Genomic DNA, 14,512 nt, shown 5'->3' with positions numbered 1-14,512 from the left:
CCGCGAGCGTGGCGACCGCGGTGAGGGCGGCCGCGCCGAGAACGGCCGCGACAGCGGCCGTGGCGGGCAGCGCGAGCGCGCCGCCGCGGACTCCGGCCGGACCGACCAGCGCGGTGACCAGCGTGGCGAGCAACGCGGTGACCAGCGTGGCGACCAGCGCGGCGACCAGCGCAACGACCAGCGGGGTGACCAGCGTGGCGACCAGCGCGGTGGCATCGACGACGACGATCGCGGCGGGCGCGGCCGCAGGGGCCGCTTCAGAGAGCGCAACCGCGGCCGCGGCCGTGAGCGCTACGAGGGCGGCGAGCCCGTCGTCGGCGACGACGACGTGCTCATCCCCATCGCCGGCATCCTCGACATCCTCGACAACTACGCTTTCGTCCGCACCAGCGGTTACCTGCCGGGCAGCAACGACGTCTACGTCTCGCTGGCCCAGATCCGGCGCAACGGCCTGCGCAAGGGCGACGTCGTCACGGGCGCCGTCAGGCAGCCGCGCGACGGCGAGCGGCGCGAGAAGTTCAACGCCCTGGTCCGCCTCGACACCGTCAACGGCATGGACCCCGAGCAGGCCCGCAACCGGCCCGACTTCAACAAGCTGACGCCGCTCTACCCGCAGGAGCGCCTGCGCCTCGAGACCGAGCCGAACATCCTCACCACGCGGATCATCGACCTCGTCTCGCCCATCGGCAAGGGCCAGCGCGGCCTCATCGTCTCCCCGCCCAAGGCCGGCAAGACGATGGTGCTGCAGTCCATCGCCAACGCGCTCACCCGCAACAACCCCGAGTGCCACCTGATGGTCGTGCTCGTGGACGAGCGGCCGGAAGAGGTCACCGACATGCAGCGGTCGGTCAAGGGCGAGGTCATCCACTCGACCTTCGACCGTCCCGCGGAAGACCACACCACGGTCGCCGAGCTGGCCATCGAGCGCGCCAAGCGCCTGGTGGAGCTGGGCCACGACGTGGTCGTCCTGCTCGACTCGATCACCCGCCTCGGCCGCGCCTACAACCTGGCGGCCCCGGCGTCCGGGCGCATCCTGTCGGGTGGTGTCGACTCCACGGCCCTCTACCCGCCCAAGCGCTTCTTCGGCGCCGCCCGCAACATCGAAAATGGCGGCTCGCTGACGATCCTCGCCACGGCCCTGGTCGAGACCGGGTCGAAGATGGACGAGGTCATCTTCGAAGAGTTCAAGGGCACCGGCAACATGGAGCTCAAGCTCAACCGGTCCCTGGCCGACAAGCGGATCTTCCCGGCGGTCGACGTCGACGCGTCCAGCACGCGTAAGGAAGAGATCCTCATGGCCAAGGAGGAGCTGCAGATCGTCTGGAAGCTGCGGCGGGTGCTGCACGCTCTCGACATGCAGCAGGCCCTCGAGCTCCTGCTGGAGAAGATGAAGGAGACCAAGTCCAACGCGGAGTTCCTCATGCAGGTCCAGACGACCACGGTGAGCAACAGCCGCGACTAGCGCAGGTCCTGAGCGGGGCGGCACGGGTTCCACACCCGTCGCCGCCCCTTTCACGTCGAGACGGTTTCCGCCCGCGCCGGTGTCGCGGCGGGGGTGGGGTTAGCCCCACCCGTGCGACGGACGTCTCCCGTATTCACCGCGGCGCTCGTCCCGTGCACTCTGAAGGACATGCGATCGGTGGCGTTGAAGGACCGTGTGCCGTACGGGCCCAAGGGTCCGCTGGGTGTTCTGGTGGATCCGATGACCTGGCGGGCGGCTCCGTACCTGCTGGTCACCGGCTTCTTCGGGCTCGGGTGGTTTCTCGTGCTCGGGGTGGCGATCCCGGCGGCGCTCACGCTGTCGGTCGTGTGGGTCGGGCTGCCGCTCATGATGGCCACGGTGCTGATGTGGCGCGGCGGCGCGATGCTGGAGCGGCGGCTGATGCGCGTGACGCTCGGCGTCAAGCTCCCCGACCATTACCGTCCGAGGCCCGAGCACGGGCTCGGCGCGCACCTGCGCTGGCTGCTGTCCGACCCCGCCACCTGGCAGGACCTGAGTTACCTGCTGATGCTGCTGACGCTGGGCGCGCTGGAGGTGCTGCTGTCGTTCTGGATGTGGCTGGCGACGGGGTTGCTGCTGGTCCAGCCGCTGCTGGCCCTCCTGTACGCGACCACCGGCTTCTCCAGCGACCTGATGATCGACGACTGGGCGGGCGCCTGCGTCGCCGGGCTGTTCGGCGTCGTGGTGCTCGTGCTGACGGCGTACCTCGTGAGGGGGATGGCCTGGCTGCACGGGACGCTGGCCACGGTGCTGTTCAGCGGCGACGAGGCGGGGCGGCTGCGGGCCAGCAGGGCCAGGGGGGTCGACGCGGCCGAGGCCGAGCGGCGCCGCATCGAGCGCGATCTGCACGACGGCGCGCAGCAGCGGCTCCTGTCGGTGGCGGTCGACCTCGGACGGGCGCAGGCGAAGTTCGACACCGCCCCCGAGGAGGTCAGGGCGCTCATCGCCCAGGCCCACACCGGCACCAAGGCGGCCATCGCCGAGCTGCGCAACCTCGCCAGGGGCATCCATCCGGCGATCCTGAGCGACCGCGGGCTCGACGCCGCCCTGTCGGGACTGGCGGCGCGGGCGCCGATCCGGGTGGACGTGTCCGTCGAGCTGGACGAGCGGCCGCCGGCGGCGGTGGAGAGCATCGCGTACTTCATCGTGGCCGAGACGCTGGCCAACATGGCCAAGCACTCCAGCGCCACCGAGGCGTCCGTGACGGTGATCAGAGACCGTCGCGGCGTGGTCGTGGACGTCTGGGACAACGGCATCGGCGGCGCGGTCGTCAGCCCCGGCGGCGGACTGTCCGGGCTGGCGGACCGGGCGGCCACCATCGACGGCGTCCTGGTACTGCACAGCCCCGTGGGCGGGCACACCCTCGTACGTGCGGAGCTGCCGTGCGAGTGGTAGGCGGACCCCGTGGATGGGTCGCGGTGGACGCTGAACGCGATCCCCTGTAGTCATGTGGCCATGCGCGTGGTCATCGCCGAGGATTCCGTACTGCTGCGTGAAGGGCTCGCGCGGCTGCTCGCCGACGGCGGCATCGAGACGGTCGCCGGCGTCTCCGACGGTCCCTCCCTGGTGGCCGCGGTGCTGGAGCACGAGCCCGACCTGGCGATCGTCGACGTACGCATGCCGCCCACCCACACCGACGAGGGCCTGAGGGCGGCGCTGGAGGTGCGCGCGGCCCGCCCCGACTTCCCGATCCTGGTGCTCTCCCAGTACGTCGAGGAGCGCTACGCGGGCGACCTCATCGGCAAGGCCGTCGGCTACCTGCTGAAGGAGCGGGTGGCGGACGTGGCCGAGTTCCTGGAGGCCGTACGGCAGGTGGCGGCGGGCGGCACGGTGATCGACTCCGAGGTCGTGGTGCAGTTACTGAGCCGTCAGCGCCGCGGCGCGCCGCTCGACTCGTTGTCGCCGCGCGAGCGCGAGGTGCTGGCCCTGATGGCCGAGGGCCGGTCGAACACCGCGATCGCCGCCCGGCTCGTCGTCACGGAGGGCGCGGTGGAGAAGCACATCTCCGGCATCTTCGCGAAGCTGGCACTCGGCCCGGCCCCCGAGGACCACCGGCGCGTGCTCGCCGTCCTGACGTACCTGGGGCGGTGACCTTCACGGGCCGGGTGAATGTCCGCTGGGGGAATGTCCGATGGCCTGGGATGGTTGCACGATCTGGCACACTGGTAGCTGACCGTTTTGCGGTTCCGGTTCACGCCGTGCGTGAAGGCGACCCGGCGACCGCACCCCGAAAGGACAGCCATGAAGCGCGACATCCACCCCGAATACCACGTGACGCAGGTCTCCTGCTCCTGCGGTAACACGTTCACCACCCGTAGCACGGCCAAGAACGGCGTGATCCACGCCGACGTGTGCTCTGCCTGCCACCCGTTCTACACCGGCAAGCAGAAGATCCTCGACACCGGCGGCCGGGTGGCCCGCTTCGAGAAGCGCTTCGGCAAGAAGCCCACGGGCAAGTAGCTTCATCCACGCCGGCCCGGACGCACCTGCGTGCGCCGGGTCGGCGTTGTTGGTGAAGCGGCCGAACTTTACGCAAAAGGACCCACGGTGAACCTCGACGAGTTGCTCAAGGAGTATTCCGAGCTGGAGTTGCAGCTCGCCGATCCCGCCGTGCACGCCGATCAGGGCAAGGCCCGCACCCTCGGCAGGCGCTACGCGCAGCTCACGCCGATCGTCGGCACCTATCGCGAGCTCGACTCCGTCCGCGACGATCTGACCGCCGCCAAAGAGCTGGCCGGTGAGGACGAAGCGTTCGCGGCCGAGGCCGTCGAGCTCGAAGAGCGCATCCCGCAGCTCGAAGAGCGGCTCAGGCACCTGCTCATCCCGCGCGATCCCAACGATGACAAAGACCTCATCATGGAGATCAAGGCGGGCGAGGGCGGTGAGGAGTCCGCGCTGTTCGCGGGCGACCTGCTGCGCATGTACCTGCGCTACGCCGAGCGGCTCGGCTGGAAGACCGAGATCATCGACAGCCAGCCCTCCGACCTGGGCGGGTACAAAGACGTCACGGTCGGCATCAGGGCCAAGGGCGACGAGGGCGTGTGGTCCCGGCTGAAATACGAGGGCGGCGTGCACCGCGTGCAGCGGGTGCCGGTCACCGAGTCGCAGGGTCGCATCCACACCAGCGCCGCCGGCGTGCTCGTCTACCCGGAGGCCGAGGAGGTCGACGTCCAGATCGACCCCAACGACCTGCGCATCGACGTCTACCGCTCCAGCGGCCCCGGCGGTCAGAGCGTCAACACCACCGACTCCGCGGTCCGCATCACCCACCTGCCCACGGGCGTCGTCGTCTCGTGCCAGAACGAGAAGAGCCAGCTCCAGAACAAGGAGTCGGCGCTGCGCATCCTGCGGGCGCGGCTGCTGGCCATCGCTCAGGAGCAGGCCGAGGCCGCCGCCCAGGCCGAGCGCAAGTCGCAGGTGCGCACCGTCGACCGCTCCGAGCGCGTACGCACCTACAACTTCCCGGAAAATCGCATCTCCGACCACCGCGTCGGCTTCAAGGCGTATAACCTCGACCAGGTTCTCGACGGCGAGCTCAACGCCGTCACCCAAGCCCTCATCGACGCCGAGATGGCGGAGAAGCTCGCACAACACTCATGACATTTCTGCTGGACGAGATCGCGCTCGCCACCGCCCGGCTGGCCGAGGCAGGCGTTCCTTCGCCGCGCACCGACGCGGAGGAGATCGCGGCGTTCGTCCACGGCGTGCGCAGGAGCGAGCTCCACACGGTCAAGGACGCCGACTTCGACGCGCTGTTCTGGGAGGGCGTCGCCCGGCGCGAGGCCCGCGAGCCGCTGCAGCACATCACCGGCCACGCCTACTTCCGCTACCTGGAGTTGGCGGTGGGGCCAGGGGTGTTCGTGCCGCGGCCTGAGACCGAGGTGATGGCCGGCTGGGCCATCGAGACCCTGCGCGAGATGGACGTGACCGCCCCGCTCGTCGTCGACCTCGGCACCGGTTCCGGAGCGATCGCGCTCTCGATCGCCCAGGAGGTGGCGCTGGCCGAGGTGCACGCCGTGGAGGTCGATCCCGCGGCGTACACGTGGGCCAAGCGCAACATCTCCGAGCACGGTCAGGGCCGCACCCACCTGCACCCTGACGACCTCGCCGAGGCGCTGCCCGAGCTGAACGGCAAGGTCGACCTGGTCATCTCCAACCCGCCCTACATCCCGCCCGGCGCGATCCCGCGCGACCCCGAGGTGCGCCACTACGACCCCTCCAGGGCTCTGTACGGCTCAGGAGACGACGGTCTGGGCGAGGTGCGCGCGGTGGAGCGCACGGCCCGCCGGCTGCTGCGTCCGGGCGGCTGGGTGGCCGTGGAGCACGCGGACGAGCAGGGCAGGGCCGCCTACCTGACCTTCCCCGAGGACAACGGCTGGCGTGACGTACGCCTGCGCCAAGACCTCACCAGAAGAGACCGCTTCGTCACGGCCAGGCTGGGCCAGGACTAGGATGCACGGCGTGGGACGACGTTTTGACTGCTCCGACCCCGACCAGCGCGCTACGGCCCTGGTGGAGGCCGCGGCCGCGGTTCGCCGCGGCGACCTCGTGGTGCTGCCGACCGACACCGTCTACGGCATCGGCGCCGACGCCTTCACTCCGACGGCCGTCACCAAGCTGCTCGACGCCAAGGGGCGGGGCCGCGACATGCCGCCGCCCGTCCTGGTGGGCACCGTCAGAGCCGCCACAGCGCTCGTGGACGACCTGGGGCCGTACGGGCAGGATCTGATCGACGCCTTCTGGCCGGGGCCGCTCACGCTCATCTGCAAGGCCAACAGGGCCCTTTCCTGGGACCTGGGTGACACCAAGGGCACCGTCGCCGTACGCATGCCGCTCCACCCGGTCGCGCTCGACCTGCTCAAGGAGACCGGCCCCATGGCCGTCTCCAGCGCCAACCGCTCCGGCGCGCCCGCCGCCACCACGGCCGAGAACGCCGAGGAGCAGCTCGGCGACTCCGTCGAGGTCTACCTTGACGGCGGCAAGACCACCGACAACACGCCCTCCACCATCATCGACCTCACCACGGCCGTGCCCCGGCTGCTGCGGCGCGGTGCCATCCCGGTGGAGAAGCTGCGCGGCATCATCGGCTACGTCGCCACCGACGACTGACGTATACCGGCTGCTTATTCCGGCTGCTATCGCGTTCCGGCCGACACTACGGTGAGGCCCGGAGCGGCGATACGTCCCGGGAGTGGCCCATGGGCAAGTTCGACGGCATGGATCCCAAGCTGGTGCGCGACCTGCTGGCCGAGGTGAAACAGGCGGCCACGCGGATGCGTACGGCCGAAGACCGGGTCAGGCTCGCCATGCAGCAGGCAGGGCTGCCCAGCCAGGCCACCCACCGTCCGGTCCAGATCGCCGACTCCGTCGACGAGATGGTCAAGGACGTCAACACGCGGCTCGGGGTGCTCGAGAAGCGCGAGGATCCGGCGCGCGCCGGGGCCGTACAGGGTGGCGACGCACCCGGGACCGGCGGGCAACCGAAGACAGACGAGCCCGCCACGACACCGACCCCCGACGGCAAGAACCTCGAAGGCAAGGGCACGGACGACCCGAAGGGCTCGGACGGCAAGACCGGCGGCGACGAGAAGCGCGACGACGACAAGAACGACGACAAGAACACGGGGACAGGCCAGGACACGGGCAAGGGCACCGAGACCGGCAAGGACACCAGCACCGGGAAAGACACCGAGACCGGGAAAGACACCGAAACCGGCAAGGACACCGAAACCGGCAAGGACACCGGCACTCGGCAGGATCCCGGGGCCGGTCAGGGCGGCGGGACCGGTAGCGAGGGCAAGACCGGCGACCAGCCCGTTGACCAGCCGACCGACCAGCCCAAGGACGACCCCAAGGACGCCGACCAGGACAGCAGGCGCGACCGCGGGGCCGAGGCTGACGGCGCGCAGCCGGACGGCGCCGAGTCGGATGGCGCGCAGTCGGATGACGCAAAGCCCGATGACACCAAGCCTGACGACACCAAGCCCGATGACACCAAGCCTGACGACACCAAGCCTGATGGCACCAAGCCTGATGGCACAAAGCCTGATGGCGGCGTGCCGGACACTCCCGCCAAGGACGCACCCGACCCGACCAAACCGCAGGTCATTGAGGTCGATGGGGTCAAAGTGCTGCAGGTGCCGCTCGACCCGCCCACGGCCGAGGTCGTGGAGGACATGCTGGAGAACGCGGACACCGTGCAACCGGCCGAGATGCCGAAACTCCCCGCCGACACGGCGAACCCCACCGGTCCCGCGGATACCGGCCCCACGGATGGGACGAACGCGACGAATGCGAACAGTGTCAACGGCTGGGCCAACGACGGCAGCGACGTGGTCTCGGTGGAGGCCCGCCCACCCGACCTGGACGCGCTGAAGACGGTGATCGAGAACCATCGGGACATAGCGCCGCAGGAGATGCCGAGCGTCGAGGTTCCCGCCGGTGAGTACGGCAAGGGGGAGTGGGCGGAACGCGACATCCGCCCGGACGGCCCCGCGGGCTCGATCGACGCGGGCGCGCCGAGCACGGGCTCCGGCCAGTCGGCGACACTCCCGCCACCGGACACCACGACCTCGGGCGGCGCCACGACAACCGAGGTCTCAGGCACCGCCACCCCATCGGCCTACGACCGCTACGAAACCCCTGTCAACGACGGCGGCGGTTCCAGCACCGACGTGGACGGAGCCCGTACCGACGCGAACGGGGCGCGCACCGACGGAGGCGGATCCAGCACAGGCGGATCCAGCACAGGCGAGGGCGGGGCGCAGGCCGATGGGAGCGGGGCTCGTACCGATGGAGACGGGTCGCGGACCGACGACGCCTGCGACTCCCGCCAGGACCCGACGCCCGACGACGGCACCAGCACCACACCGGGCGGCAAGGACCCGACACCGGCCCCGCCGACAGGCGACCAGCCGAGCCAGGGCACGGGCGCTAGCGGGACCGGTGGCCAGGGTACTGGTGCCGGTGGTGTCGATGGCGCCGGTGGTGGTGGGGCCGAAGGCCGGGGCGCGGGTGACCAGGGTGCTGGCGGTAGCGGGACGGGTCAGGGCACAGGCAGCGGCAATGAGCCTGGTGGACAAGGGACGGGTGGACGTGGTGAGCCGGTGACGATTCCGCCGACGAACCCCTCCGCCGAACTGCCGACGAATCCCTCGACGAACCCCTCGGCCGAGCCACCAATCAGCACAACCGCCGACCATCCGGGCACCGGGACGGGCACCGACGTGCGTGCCGGAGCCCAGCCGGAGACGGCCGACACGGCGACCGGCGCGCGCGGAAGCGGGGGCGGCGGTGGCGGCGGGGGGACGTCACCCGACTACGACATCCTGATCGCCTACGACGTGGACCTCCCGGCGCAGGCGAGCCTCGCATCGGACGTGAGCGTTGCGGCGGGCGCGGGCCTCGCCCCGGACGTGGGTAGTGCGGCGGGTGTGGACCTCGCATCGGACGTGGGCCTTGCGGCGGGCGTGGACCTTGCGCCGGACGTGGGCCTTGCGGCGGGCGCGGGCCTCGCCCCGGACGTGGGCCTTGCGGCGGGTGTTGACCTCGTACCGGGCGTGGAGTTTGCGGCGGACGCGGGCGTTGCATCGGACGTGAGCCTTGTGGCGGGCGTGGATCCTGGAGCCGACGTGGGCCTGGGGGCGGGCGCGGGCCTTGGGACGGACGTGGGTTCCCCGATGACCGTGGCGGGTGGTGTCGGGTGGGCGGATGACGGGAGCGATGTGGTGTCGTCCGACATGGCGCCGCCCACTCTCGACGCCCTCACGACGGTCGTCGAGCACCACCGCGACATCCAGCCCCAGGAGATGCCGAGCGTGGAGGTCCCGCCCGGCGAGTACGGCAAGGGCGCCTGGGCCCCGCAGGACGTCGGGCCGGACGGCCCGCAGGGTGAGATCGACCCCGGCCGGCCAGGAAGGAGCGCCTGATGTACGCAGATCCACCGGCCCCCCGGGCGAAGGGCCGCGACGAGGTCCCGCCCATCACCTCCACGGGCCCCCTGGAGGACCCCCAGCGCGCCTGGCGGTTCAATCCCGACTACGAGCGTCTCGTCGTGGCCTGGAACACCGTCATGCCCCATCTGGAGACGCTCAAGACCACTCTCGACAAGGCGTACGCGATGGCCAGGAGCCCGCAGACCTGGGACGCCCCCGTGGGCGAGCGCTACGTCGAGGACCTCCGCGAGTGGCGTGACAGGCTGGCGCGCTATCGCCTGTCCGTGCTCACCACGATCAGCGACGAAGCCTCAGATACACCACGATGGGTACAAACGACGGCCAACGCACCCCATGCCTTCCCATAAGTCGAAATTTCGGGGCATCACCGATATATGGGGAAAACGGACATTCGGTCGTACAGTGGGGAAATGGGTGCAGAACCCTACTACGGTCCGGACTTCGGGCTGCTGCGGACGCGGGATCCCGAGATCGCGCAGGTCCTGATCGACGAGCTGGACCGGATACGCGGCGGGATCCAGCTCATCGCGAGCGAGAACCTCACCTCGCCCGCCGTCATGGCCGCCCTGGGCTCCACCTTGACCAACAAGTACGCCGAGGGCTACCCGGGCAGGCGCTACTACGGCGGCTGCGAGGTCGTGGACCGGGCCGAGCGGCTGGCCATCGACCGGGCGCGCGAGCTGTTCGGGGCCGAGCACGCGAACGTCCAGCCCCATTCCGGCGCCTCCGCGAACCTGGCCGCCTACGCCGCCCTCCTGCAGCCCGGCGACACCATGCTGGCCATGGCGCTGTCGCACGGCGGCCACCTCACCCATGGCTCGAAGGTGAACTTCTCGGGAAGATGGTTCGACGTCGTCTCGTACGGCGTGCGTCGGGACACCGAACTCATCGACCTCGAAGAGGTGCGCGACCTCGCGCTGCGGCACCGGCCGAAGCTCATCGTGTGCGGGGCCACGGCGTACCCGAGGCTGATCGACCACGAGGTCTTCCGCTGCATCGCGGACGAGGTGGGGGCATGGCTGCTGGTCGACGCGGCGCACCCGATCGGGCTGATGGCGGGCGGCGCGATCCCGTCGGCGGTGCCGTACGCGGACGTCGTGACCTTCACCACGCACAAGACGCTGCGCGGGCCGCGCGGCGGCGCCATCCTGTGCACCGGCGAGCTGGCCGGCCGGATCGACCGGGCGGTGTTCCCGTTCGTGCAGGGTGGGCCGCTGATGCATGCGGTGGCGGCCAAGGCGGTGGCGTTCGGCGAGGCGATGCGGCCGGAGTTCGCCGACTACGCCAGGCGCGTGATCGTGAACGCCAGGGCACTGGCCGAGGCGCTGGCGGCGGAGGGGATGCGGCCCGTGTCCGGCGGCACGGACACCCATCTGGCGCTGATCGACCTGCGCGGGCTCGGGGTGTCGGGGGCGGAGGCGGAGCGCAGGTGCGCGGCGGCAGGGATCACGCTCAACCGCAACGCCGTCCCGTACGATCCCGAGCCGCCCGCGGTCACCTCCGGTATCCGCGTGGGCACGCCCTGTGTCACCACCCAGGGAATGGGGCCCCAGGAGCTCGCCGAAGTGGGCGCCCTGGTGGCGCGGGCCGTGCGGCGGCCGGAGGCCGTGGAGGAGGTCAGGGAAAGAGTTTCGGCGCTTCTGGCCATCCATCAGCCATATCTCAGCGAATATTAAGATGGTCTGTGTCGTTTTCCGGTCACAGCGGGCCGGAGCATCCGGGAAACTAGGTTCGTGCGCGAATACCTGTTCATGGCGCTCATCTCGGCGGCGGTGACTTATCTGCTGGTCCCGTTGGTGCGCCGCTTCGCCATCCGCATCGGTGCCATGCCCGAGGTCCGCGCGCGCGACGTGCACACCACACCGACACCCAGGCTGGGCGGCCTGGCGATGTACGGCGGCCTGGTCGTGGGGCTGCTCACCGCCGACCAGCTCACCCACACCGGCCAGGCGCTGGCCGAGTCCGAGTCCGACGCGGTCACCGCGCTGATCGTGGCGGGCGGCCTGATCACGCTCACCGGCTTCCTCGACGACTGGTGGGGCATGGACGCCTTCATCAAGCTCGCCGGGCAGATCGCGGCGGCGGGCGTGCTGGTCTTCTTCAACATGCGACTGCTCTACCTGCCGCTGCCCAAAGACTGGGGCGGCTCCATGAGCCTCGACTACACGCTGAGCACGATCATCACGATCCTGGTCGTGGTCGTGACCATCAACGCGGTCAACTTCGTCGACGGCCTCGACGGGCTCGCTGCCGGGATCGTGTGCATCGCCGCCATGGCCACCTGGGCCTACTCGATCTTCCTGGCCCAGAGCATGAGCGTGGGCAACATCACCACCACCGCCGCCATCGCCGCCGTTCTCATCGGCACCTGCCTGGGGTTCCTGCCGCACAACTTCCATCCGGCGAAGATCTTCATGGGCGACACCGGGGCCATGCTGATCGGCCTGGTGCTCGCCTCCTCGATCGTGACCGTGACGCCGCTCGACCCGGCGGCCATCGAAGACATGAACAAGGCCGGCGTCTTCCTGCCGCTGCTGCTGCCCGCCGCGGTGCTGGTCCTCCCGCTGACCGACCTGATCACCGCCGTGGTCCGGCGTACGTCTCACGGCCTGTCGCCGTTCGCGCCCGACCGCGGTCACCTGCACCACCGACTGCTCGACATCGGCTACTCGCACCGGCGTTCGGTGCTGATCATGTACGCGTGGGCGTTCGCGTTCGCCTTCGGCATGGTCCTGATGTCCCGGCAGGGTGTGCCGGTGCTGCTGTTCCCCGTGGTCATCGTGCTGGCGCTGGCGGCGCTGGTCCTGATGGCGGCCCCGCGCTGGTGGCGAGGGCGGGGCGGCGCCCACTCGGCCGAGAGAGGCAAGCGGCCCGACAACGACGACGGTCCGCCCACCGGGCCGATGCCGCCGATCGCGCCGGAGTCCCAGCCCAGGCGGCCACCGGCGGACGGCCCTTCGCACGATCGCGCGACGGCCGACGGAAAACCGGTCATTCCCGTCTTTCCAGGCCGTTCTTGATCGCGAACTAGAAACGGCAGGTAAAAGCGGTCTTCTGTGAGCTTGTGATATCTTTCACGAGCAGGGACTCCAGGCCGAGCGGCTCTGGAGGTAGCAAACGCTCGCTTGATAACTGTTTGATGGAGCATTGATGCAGGCCAACGACTTGCGCGTACTCAAAAGCGCCGCGATTCCGACCGCCCTGGTTGGAGTGGTCGCCGTGGTCGTGGCGCTCCTGACGGCAGGTGGCAAGGGGGCGCTGGGCGCGGTCATCGGCGCCCTGCTCGTCGGGGTCTTCTTCAGCATCAGTGTGGTGGCGGTGTCATACGCCGCCCGCGTCTCCCCGCAGATGATGGCGATCGCGGCGATGGGCAGCTATCTCGTCAAGGTCGTCGTCATCATGATCGTACTCGCCTCCTTCCGTGACACCACGCTCTGGAACACGCAGGCGTTCGCCTGGGCCGTCGTGGTGTGCACGCTGGTCTGGACGGGTTTCGAGGTGCGTGCCTTCGTCAAGACGAAGATGCTCTACGTCGACCCCGAAGCCGGGGTCCCCGGGAAGGGCGACTCATGAGGTCGGCCCTCGGGTGGGGCCCGATATGACTAGTCCTCTACTTGCCTGCTATCGTCAGCCCCGCGATGAGCGCACAGGAACGCCGACCGGAAGAAGACGGTCGCGACTTCGCCGACGCCATGTGGTCGATCCCGAGCTTGCTGCTCGCTGGGATGGCCATCTACGGCGGCCTCGGGTGGTTGCTGGACCGGTGGCTGGACATGTCCGCGTTCTTCCCCATAGGCATCGTTCTGGGGCTAGTGCTCTCCGGCTACTCCGCCTACCGGAAGTTCTCCCGCTAGTCCGCCGCAGCGACGACTTCGCTGAGGGAAATCCTTGTGATCCACACTACGACGTTGATGAAGGGAACGCCGCGTGAGTGCGCTGACGGTCCTCGCGACACCCGCTGACCAGTTCGGGGCGCCAACGCCTGACGAACTGTTCAACCTGCCTCCGATCATCCCCGGGGTCGACTGGTTCACCAAGCCGGTCCTGCTGGCACTGCTCAGCGCGGTGCTGGTGATCGGTGTCACCTGGGCCGCCTTCGGAAATCCGAAGGTGGTGCCACGGGGTGTCCAGAACGTGGTCGAGTACGGCTACATGTTCGTCCGCGACCAGGTCGCCCGGCCCTTCCTGGGCAAGGACGCCGACCGGTGGATGGGCCTGCTGCTCTCGGTGTTCTTCCTGGTCCTCATCTGGAACGTCATGGGCGTCATCCCCATAGCGCAGTTCCCCGTGGCCTCGCACATCGCCTTCCCGGCGGTCCTCGCGATCTCGATCTACGTGCTCAAGGTCTACCTGGGCGTCAAGCACCAGGGCGGCATCGGCTACTTCAAGAACATGATGTTCCCCCCGGGGCTGCCGAAGGGCATCTACTTCCTGCTGGCACCGATCGAGTTCCTCTCGAACATGATCATCGCACCGTTCACGCACATGGTGCGACTCTTCGCGAACATGTTCGCAGGTCACATGCTGCTGGCGTTCTTCAGCATGGTGGGCTTCTGGTTCCTGTTCGAGCAGTTGACCCCGCTCGGGGCCCCCATCGGCGTCCTCGGCGTGATCATGACGATCATCTTCACCGCGTTCGAGATGTTCATCCAGTTCCTGCAGGCGTTCCTCTTCGCGATGCTGGCGTCGATGTACATCGGCGGCGCGCTGCACCCAGATCACTGAGAACCACATACCGGAATATCCATGACCGGTGAGACTCCACTTCACCGGCCGTCCAGTAAAGGAATAACAGCAATGAGCGTTCTCGCTGAGGTCTCCGGCAACGTCACCGCCATCGGTTACGGTCTCGCCGCCATCGGCCCCGGCATCGGCGTCGGCATCATCTTCGGTCAGGGCGTGCAGGCCATCGCGCGCCAGCCGGAGGCGTACGGCCTGATCCGCCAGAACATGCTCCTCGGCTTCGTCCTCACCGAGGCCCTGGCCCTGCTCGGTCTGGTCGCGCCCTTCATCTTCGCGAACATCTAAGGCCAGACGAACCTCCTGACGAAAGGCT

The 14,512-nt window shown here is 69.3% G+C and carries 15 protein-coding genes; all 15 read left to right on the top strand.

The window, feature by feature from the left end:
* Window positions 1–1,462: transcription termination factor Rho (gene rho, locus ABD844_RS12335; protein ID WP_344876187.1), on the top strand; the 1,462-nt coding region annotated here is incomplete at its 5' end.
* A 168-nt stretch (window positions 1,463–1,630) separates the two neighbouring features.
* Window positions 1,631–2,896, top strand: a complete 1,266-nt coding sequence (locus tag ABD844_RS12330) for a sensor histidine kinase (protein WP_344876185.1) — start codon at window positions 1,631–1,633, stop codon at window positions 2,894–2,896.
* Between the two features lie 60 nt (window positions 2,897–2,956).
* Complete coding sequence (locus tag ABD844_RS12325; protein WP_344876183.1) at window positions 2,957–3,592, top strand: response regulator transcription factor; 636 nt, start codon at window positions 2,957–2,959, stop codon at window positions 3,590–3,592.
* 150 nt (window positions 3,593–3,742) lie between these two features.
* The gene (gene rpmE / locus ABD844_RS12320) at window positions 3,743–3,961 is read left to right on the top strand and encodes a 50S ribosomal protein L31 (RefSeq protein ID WP_344876181.1); all 219 of its coding nucleotides are present in this window, start codon (window positions 3,743–3,745) and stop codon (window positions 3,959–3,961) included.
* Between the two features lie 87 nt (window positions 3,962–4,048).
* On the top strand, window positions 4,049–5,101 hold the full coding sequence (gene prfA / locus ABD844_RS12315) for a peptide chain release factor 1 (protein ID WP_344876179.1): 1,053 nt from the start codon (window positions 4,049–4,051) through the stop codon (window positions 5,099–5,101).
* A complete protein-coding gene (gene prmC, locus ABD844_RS12310) occupies window positions 5,098–5,952 on the top strand; it encodes a peptide chain release factor N(5)-glutamine methyltransferase (RefSeq protein ID WP_344876177.1) in 855 nt (284 codons plus the stop codon). The genes prfA and prmC overlap by 4 nt, the downstream gene beginning before the upstream one ends.
* A 10-nt stretch (window positions 5,953–5,962) precedes the next feature.
* The gene (locus ABD844_RS12305) at window positions 5,963–6,610 is read left to right on the top strand and encodes an L-threonylcarbamoyladenylate synthase (RefSeq protein ID WP_344876175.1); all 648 of its coding nucleotides are present in this window, start codon (window positions 5,963–5,965) and stop codon (window positions 6,608–6,610) included.
* An 89-nt stretch (window positions 6,611–6,699) separates the two neighbouring features.
* Window positions 6,700–9,429, top strand: coding sequence for a hypothetical protein (locus tag ABD844_RS12300; RefSeq protein WP_344876173.1), 2,730 nt, complete (start codon window positions 6,700–6,702; stop codon window positions 9,427–9,429).
* Complete coding sequence (locus ABD844_RS12295) at window positions 9,429–9,803, top strand: hypothetical protein (RefSeq protein WP_344876172.1); 375 nt, start codon at window positions 9,429–9,431, stop codon at window positions 9,801–9,803. Before ABD844_RS12300 ends, ABD844_RS12295 begins: the two co-directional genes overlap by 1 nt.
* Window positions 9,804–9,866: 63 nt before the next feature.
* The gene (locus ABD844_RS12290) at window positions 9,867–11,132 is read left to right on the top strand and encodes a serine hydroxymethyltransferase (protein WP_344876170.1); all 1,266 of its coding nucleotides are present in this window, start codon (window positions 9,867–9,869) and stop codon (window positions 11,130–11,132) included.
* 57 nt (window positions 11,133–11,189) lie between these two features.
* A complete protein-coding gene (locus ABD844_RS12285) occupies window positions 11,190–12,476 on the top strand; it encodes a glycosyltransferase family 4 protein (RefSeq protein WP_344876168.1) in 1,287 nt (428 codons plus the stop codon).
* Window positions 12,477–12,606: 130 nt separating this feature from the next.
* Window positions 12,607–13,029 carry a Cg1360 family ATP-synthase-associated protein gene (locus ABD844_RS12280; protein ID WP_344876166.1) on the top strand — a complete coding sequence of 141 codons (423 nt, stop codon included), beginning with the start codon at window positions 12,607–12,609 and terminating at the stop codon, window positions 13,027–13,029.
* 65 nt (window positions 13,030–13,094) lie between these two features.
* Window positions 13,095–13,310: an AtpZ/AtpI family protein gene (locus ABD844_RS12275; RefSeq protein ID WP_344876165.1), complete on the top strand. Its 216-nt coding sequence runs from the start codon at window positions 13,095–13,097 to the stop codon at window positions 13,308–13,310.
* 73 nt (window positions 13,311–13,383) lie between these two features.
* Window positions 13,384–14,181 carry a F0F1 ATP synthase subunit A gene (atpB, locus tag ABD844_RS12270; RefSeq protein WP_344876163.1) on the top strand — a complete coding sequence of 266 codons (798 nt, stop codon included), beginning with the start codon at window positions 13,384–13,386 and terminating at the stop codon, window positions 14,179–14,181.
* 72 nt (window positions 14,182–14,253) lie between these two features.
* Window positions 14,254–14,484 (top strand): ATP synthase F0 subunit C, encoded by a 231-nt coding sequence (gene atpE, locus ABD844_RS12265; protein ID WP_344876161.1) that lies wholly within the window; start codon window positions 14,254–14,256, stop codon window positions 14,482–14,484.
* The last annotated feature ends 28 nt before the right edge of the window (window positions 14,485–14,512 follow it).

It is taken from the genome of Nonomuraea antimicrobica, from assembly GCF_039536965.1.
GTDB classification, from domain to species: Bacteria; Actinomycetota; Actinomycetes; order Streptosporangiales; family Streptosporangiaceae; genus Nonomuraea; species Nonomuraea antimicrobica.
The sequence above is the reverse complement of the archived record's forward strand: the minus strand, read 5'-3'. Positions and strand labels throughout refer to the sequence as shown.

What these genes read in the sequence shown, in the direction of transcription:
- ABD844_RS12330 (WP_344876185.1), top strand. Translation starts at nt 1,631, where the DNA reads ATGCGATCGGTGGCGTTGAAGGACCGTGTGCCGTACGGGCCCAAGGGT.
- ABD844_RS12325 (WP_344876183.1), top strand. Translation starts at nt 2,957, where the DNA reads ATGCGCGTGGTCATCGCCGAGGATTCCGTACTGCTGCGTGAAGGGCTC.
- rpmE (WP_344876181.1), top strand. Translation starts at nt 3,743, where the DNA reads ATGAAGCGCGACATCCACCCCGAATACCACGTGACGCAGGTCTCCTGC.
- prmC (WP_344876177.1), top strand. Translation starts at nt 5,098, where the DNA reads ATGACATTTCTGCTGGACGAGATCGCGCTCGCCACCGCCCGGCTGGCC.
- ABD844_RS12300 (WP_344876173.1), top strand. Translation starts at nt 6,700, where the DNA reads ATGGGCAAGTTCGACGGCATGGATCCCAAGCTGGTGCGCGACCTGCTG.
- ABD844_RS12295 (WP_344876172.1), top strand. Translation starts at nt 9,429, where the DNA reads ATGTACGCAGATCCACCGGCCCCCCGGGCGAAGGGCCGCGACGAGGTC.
- ABD844_RS12290 (WP_344876170.1), top strand. Translation starts at nt 9,867, where the DNA reads ATGGGTGCAGAACCCTACTACGGTCCGGACTTCGGGCTGCTGCGGACG.
- ABD844_RS12280 (WP_344876166.1), top strand. Translation starts at nt 12,607, where the DNA reads ATGCAGGCCAACGACTTGCGCGTACTCAAAAGCGCCGCGATTCCGACC.
- ABD844_RS12275 (WP_344876165.1), top strand. Translation starts at nt 13,095, where the DNA reads ATGAGCGCACAGGAACGCCGACCGGAAGAAGACGGTCGCGACTTCGCC.
- atpE (WP_344876161.1), top strand. Translation starts at nt 14,254, where the DNA reads ATGAGCGTTCTCGCTGAGGTCTCCGGCAACGTCACCGCCATCGGTTAC.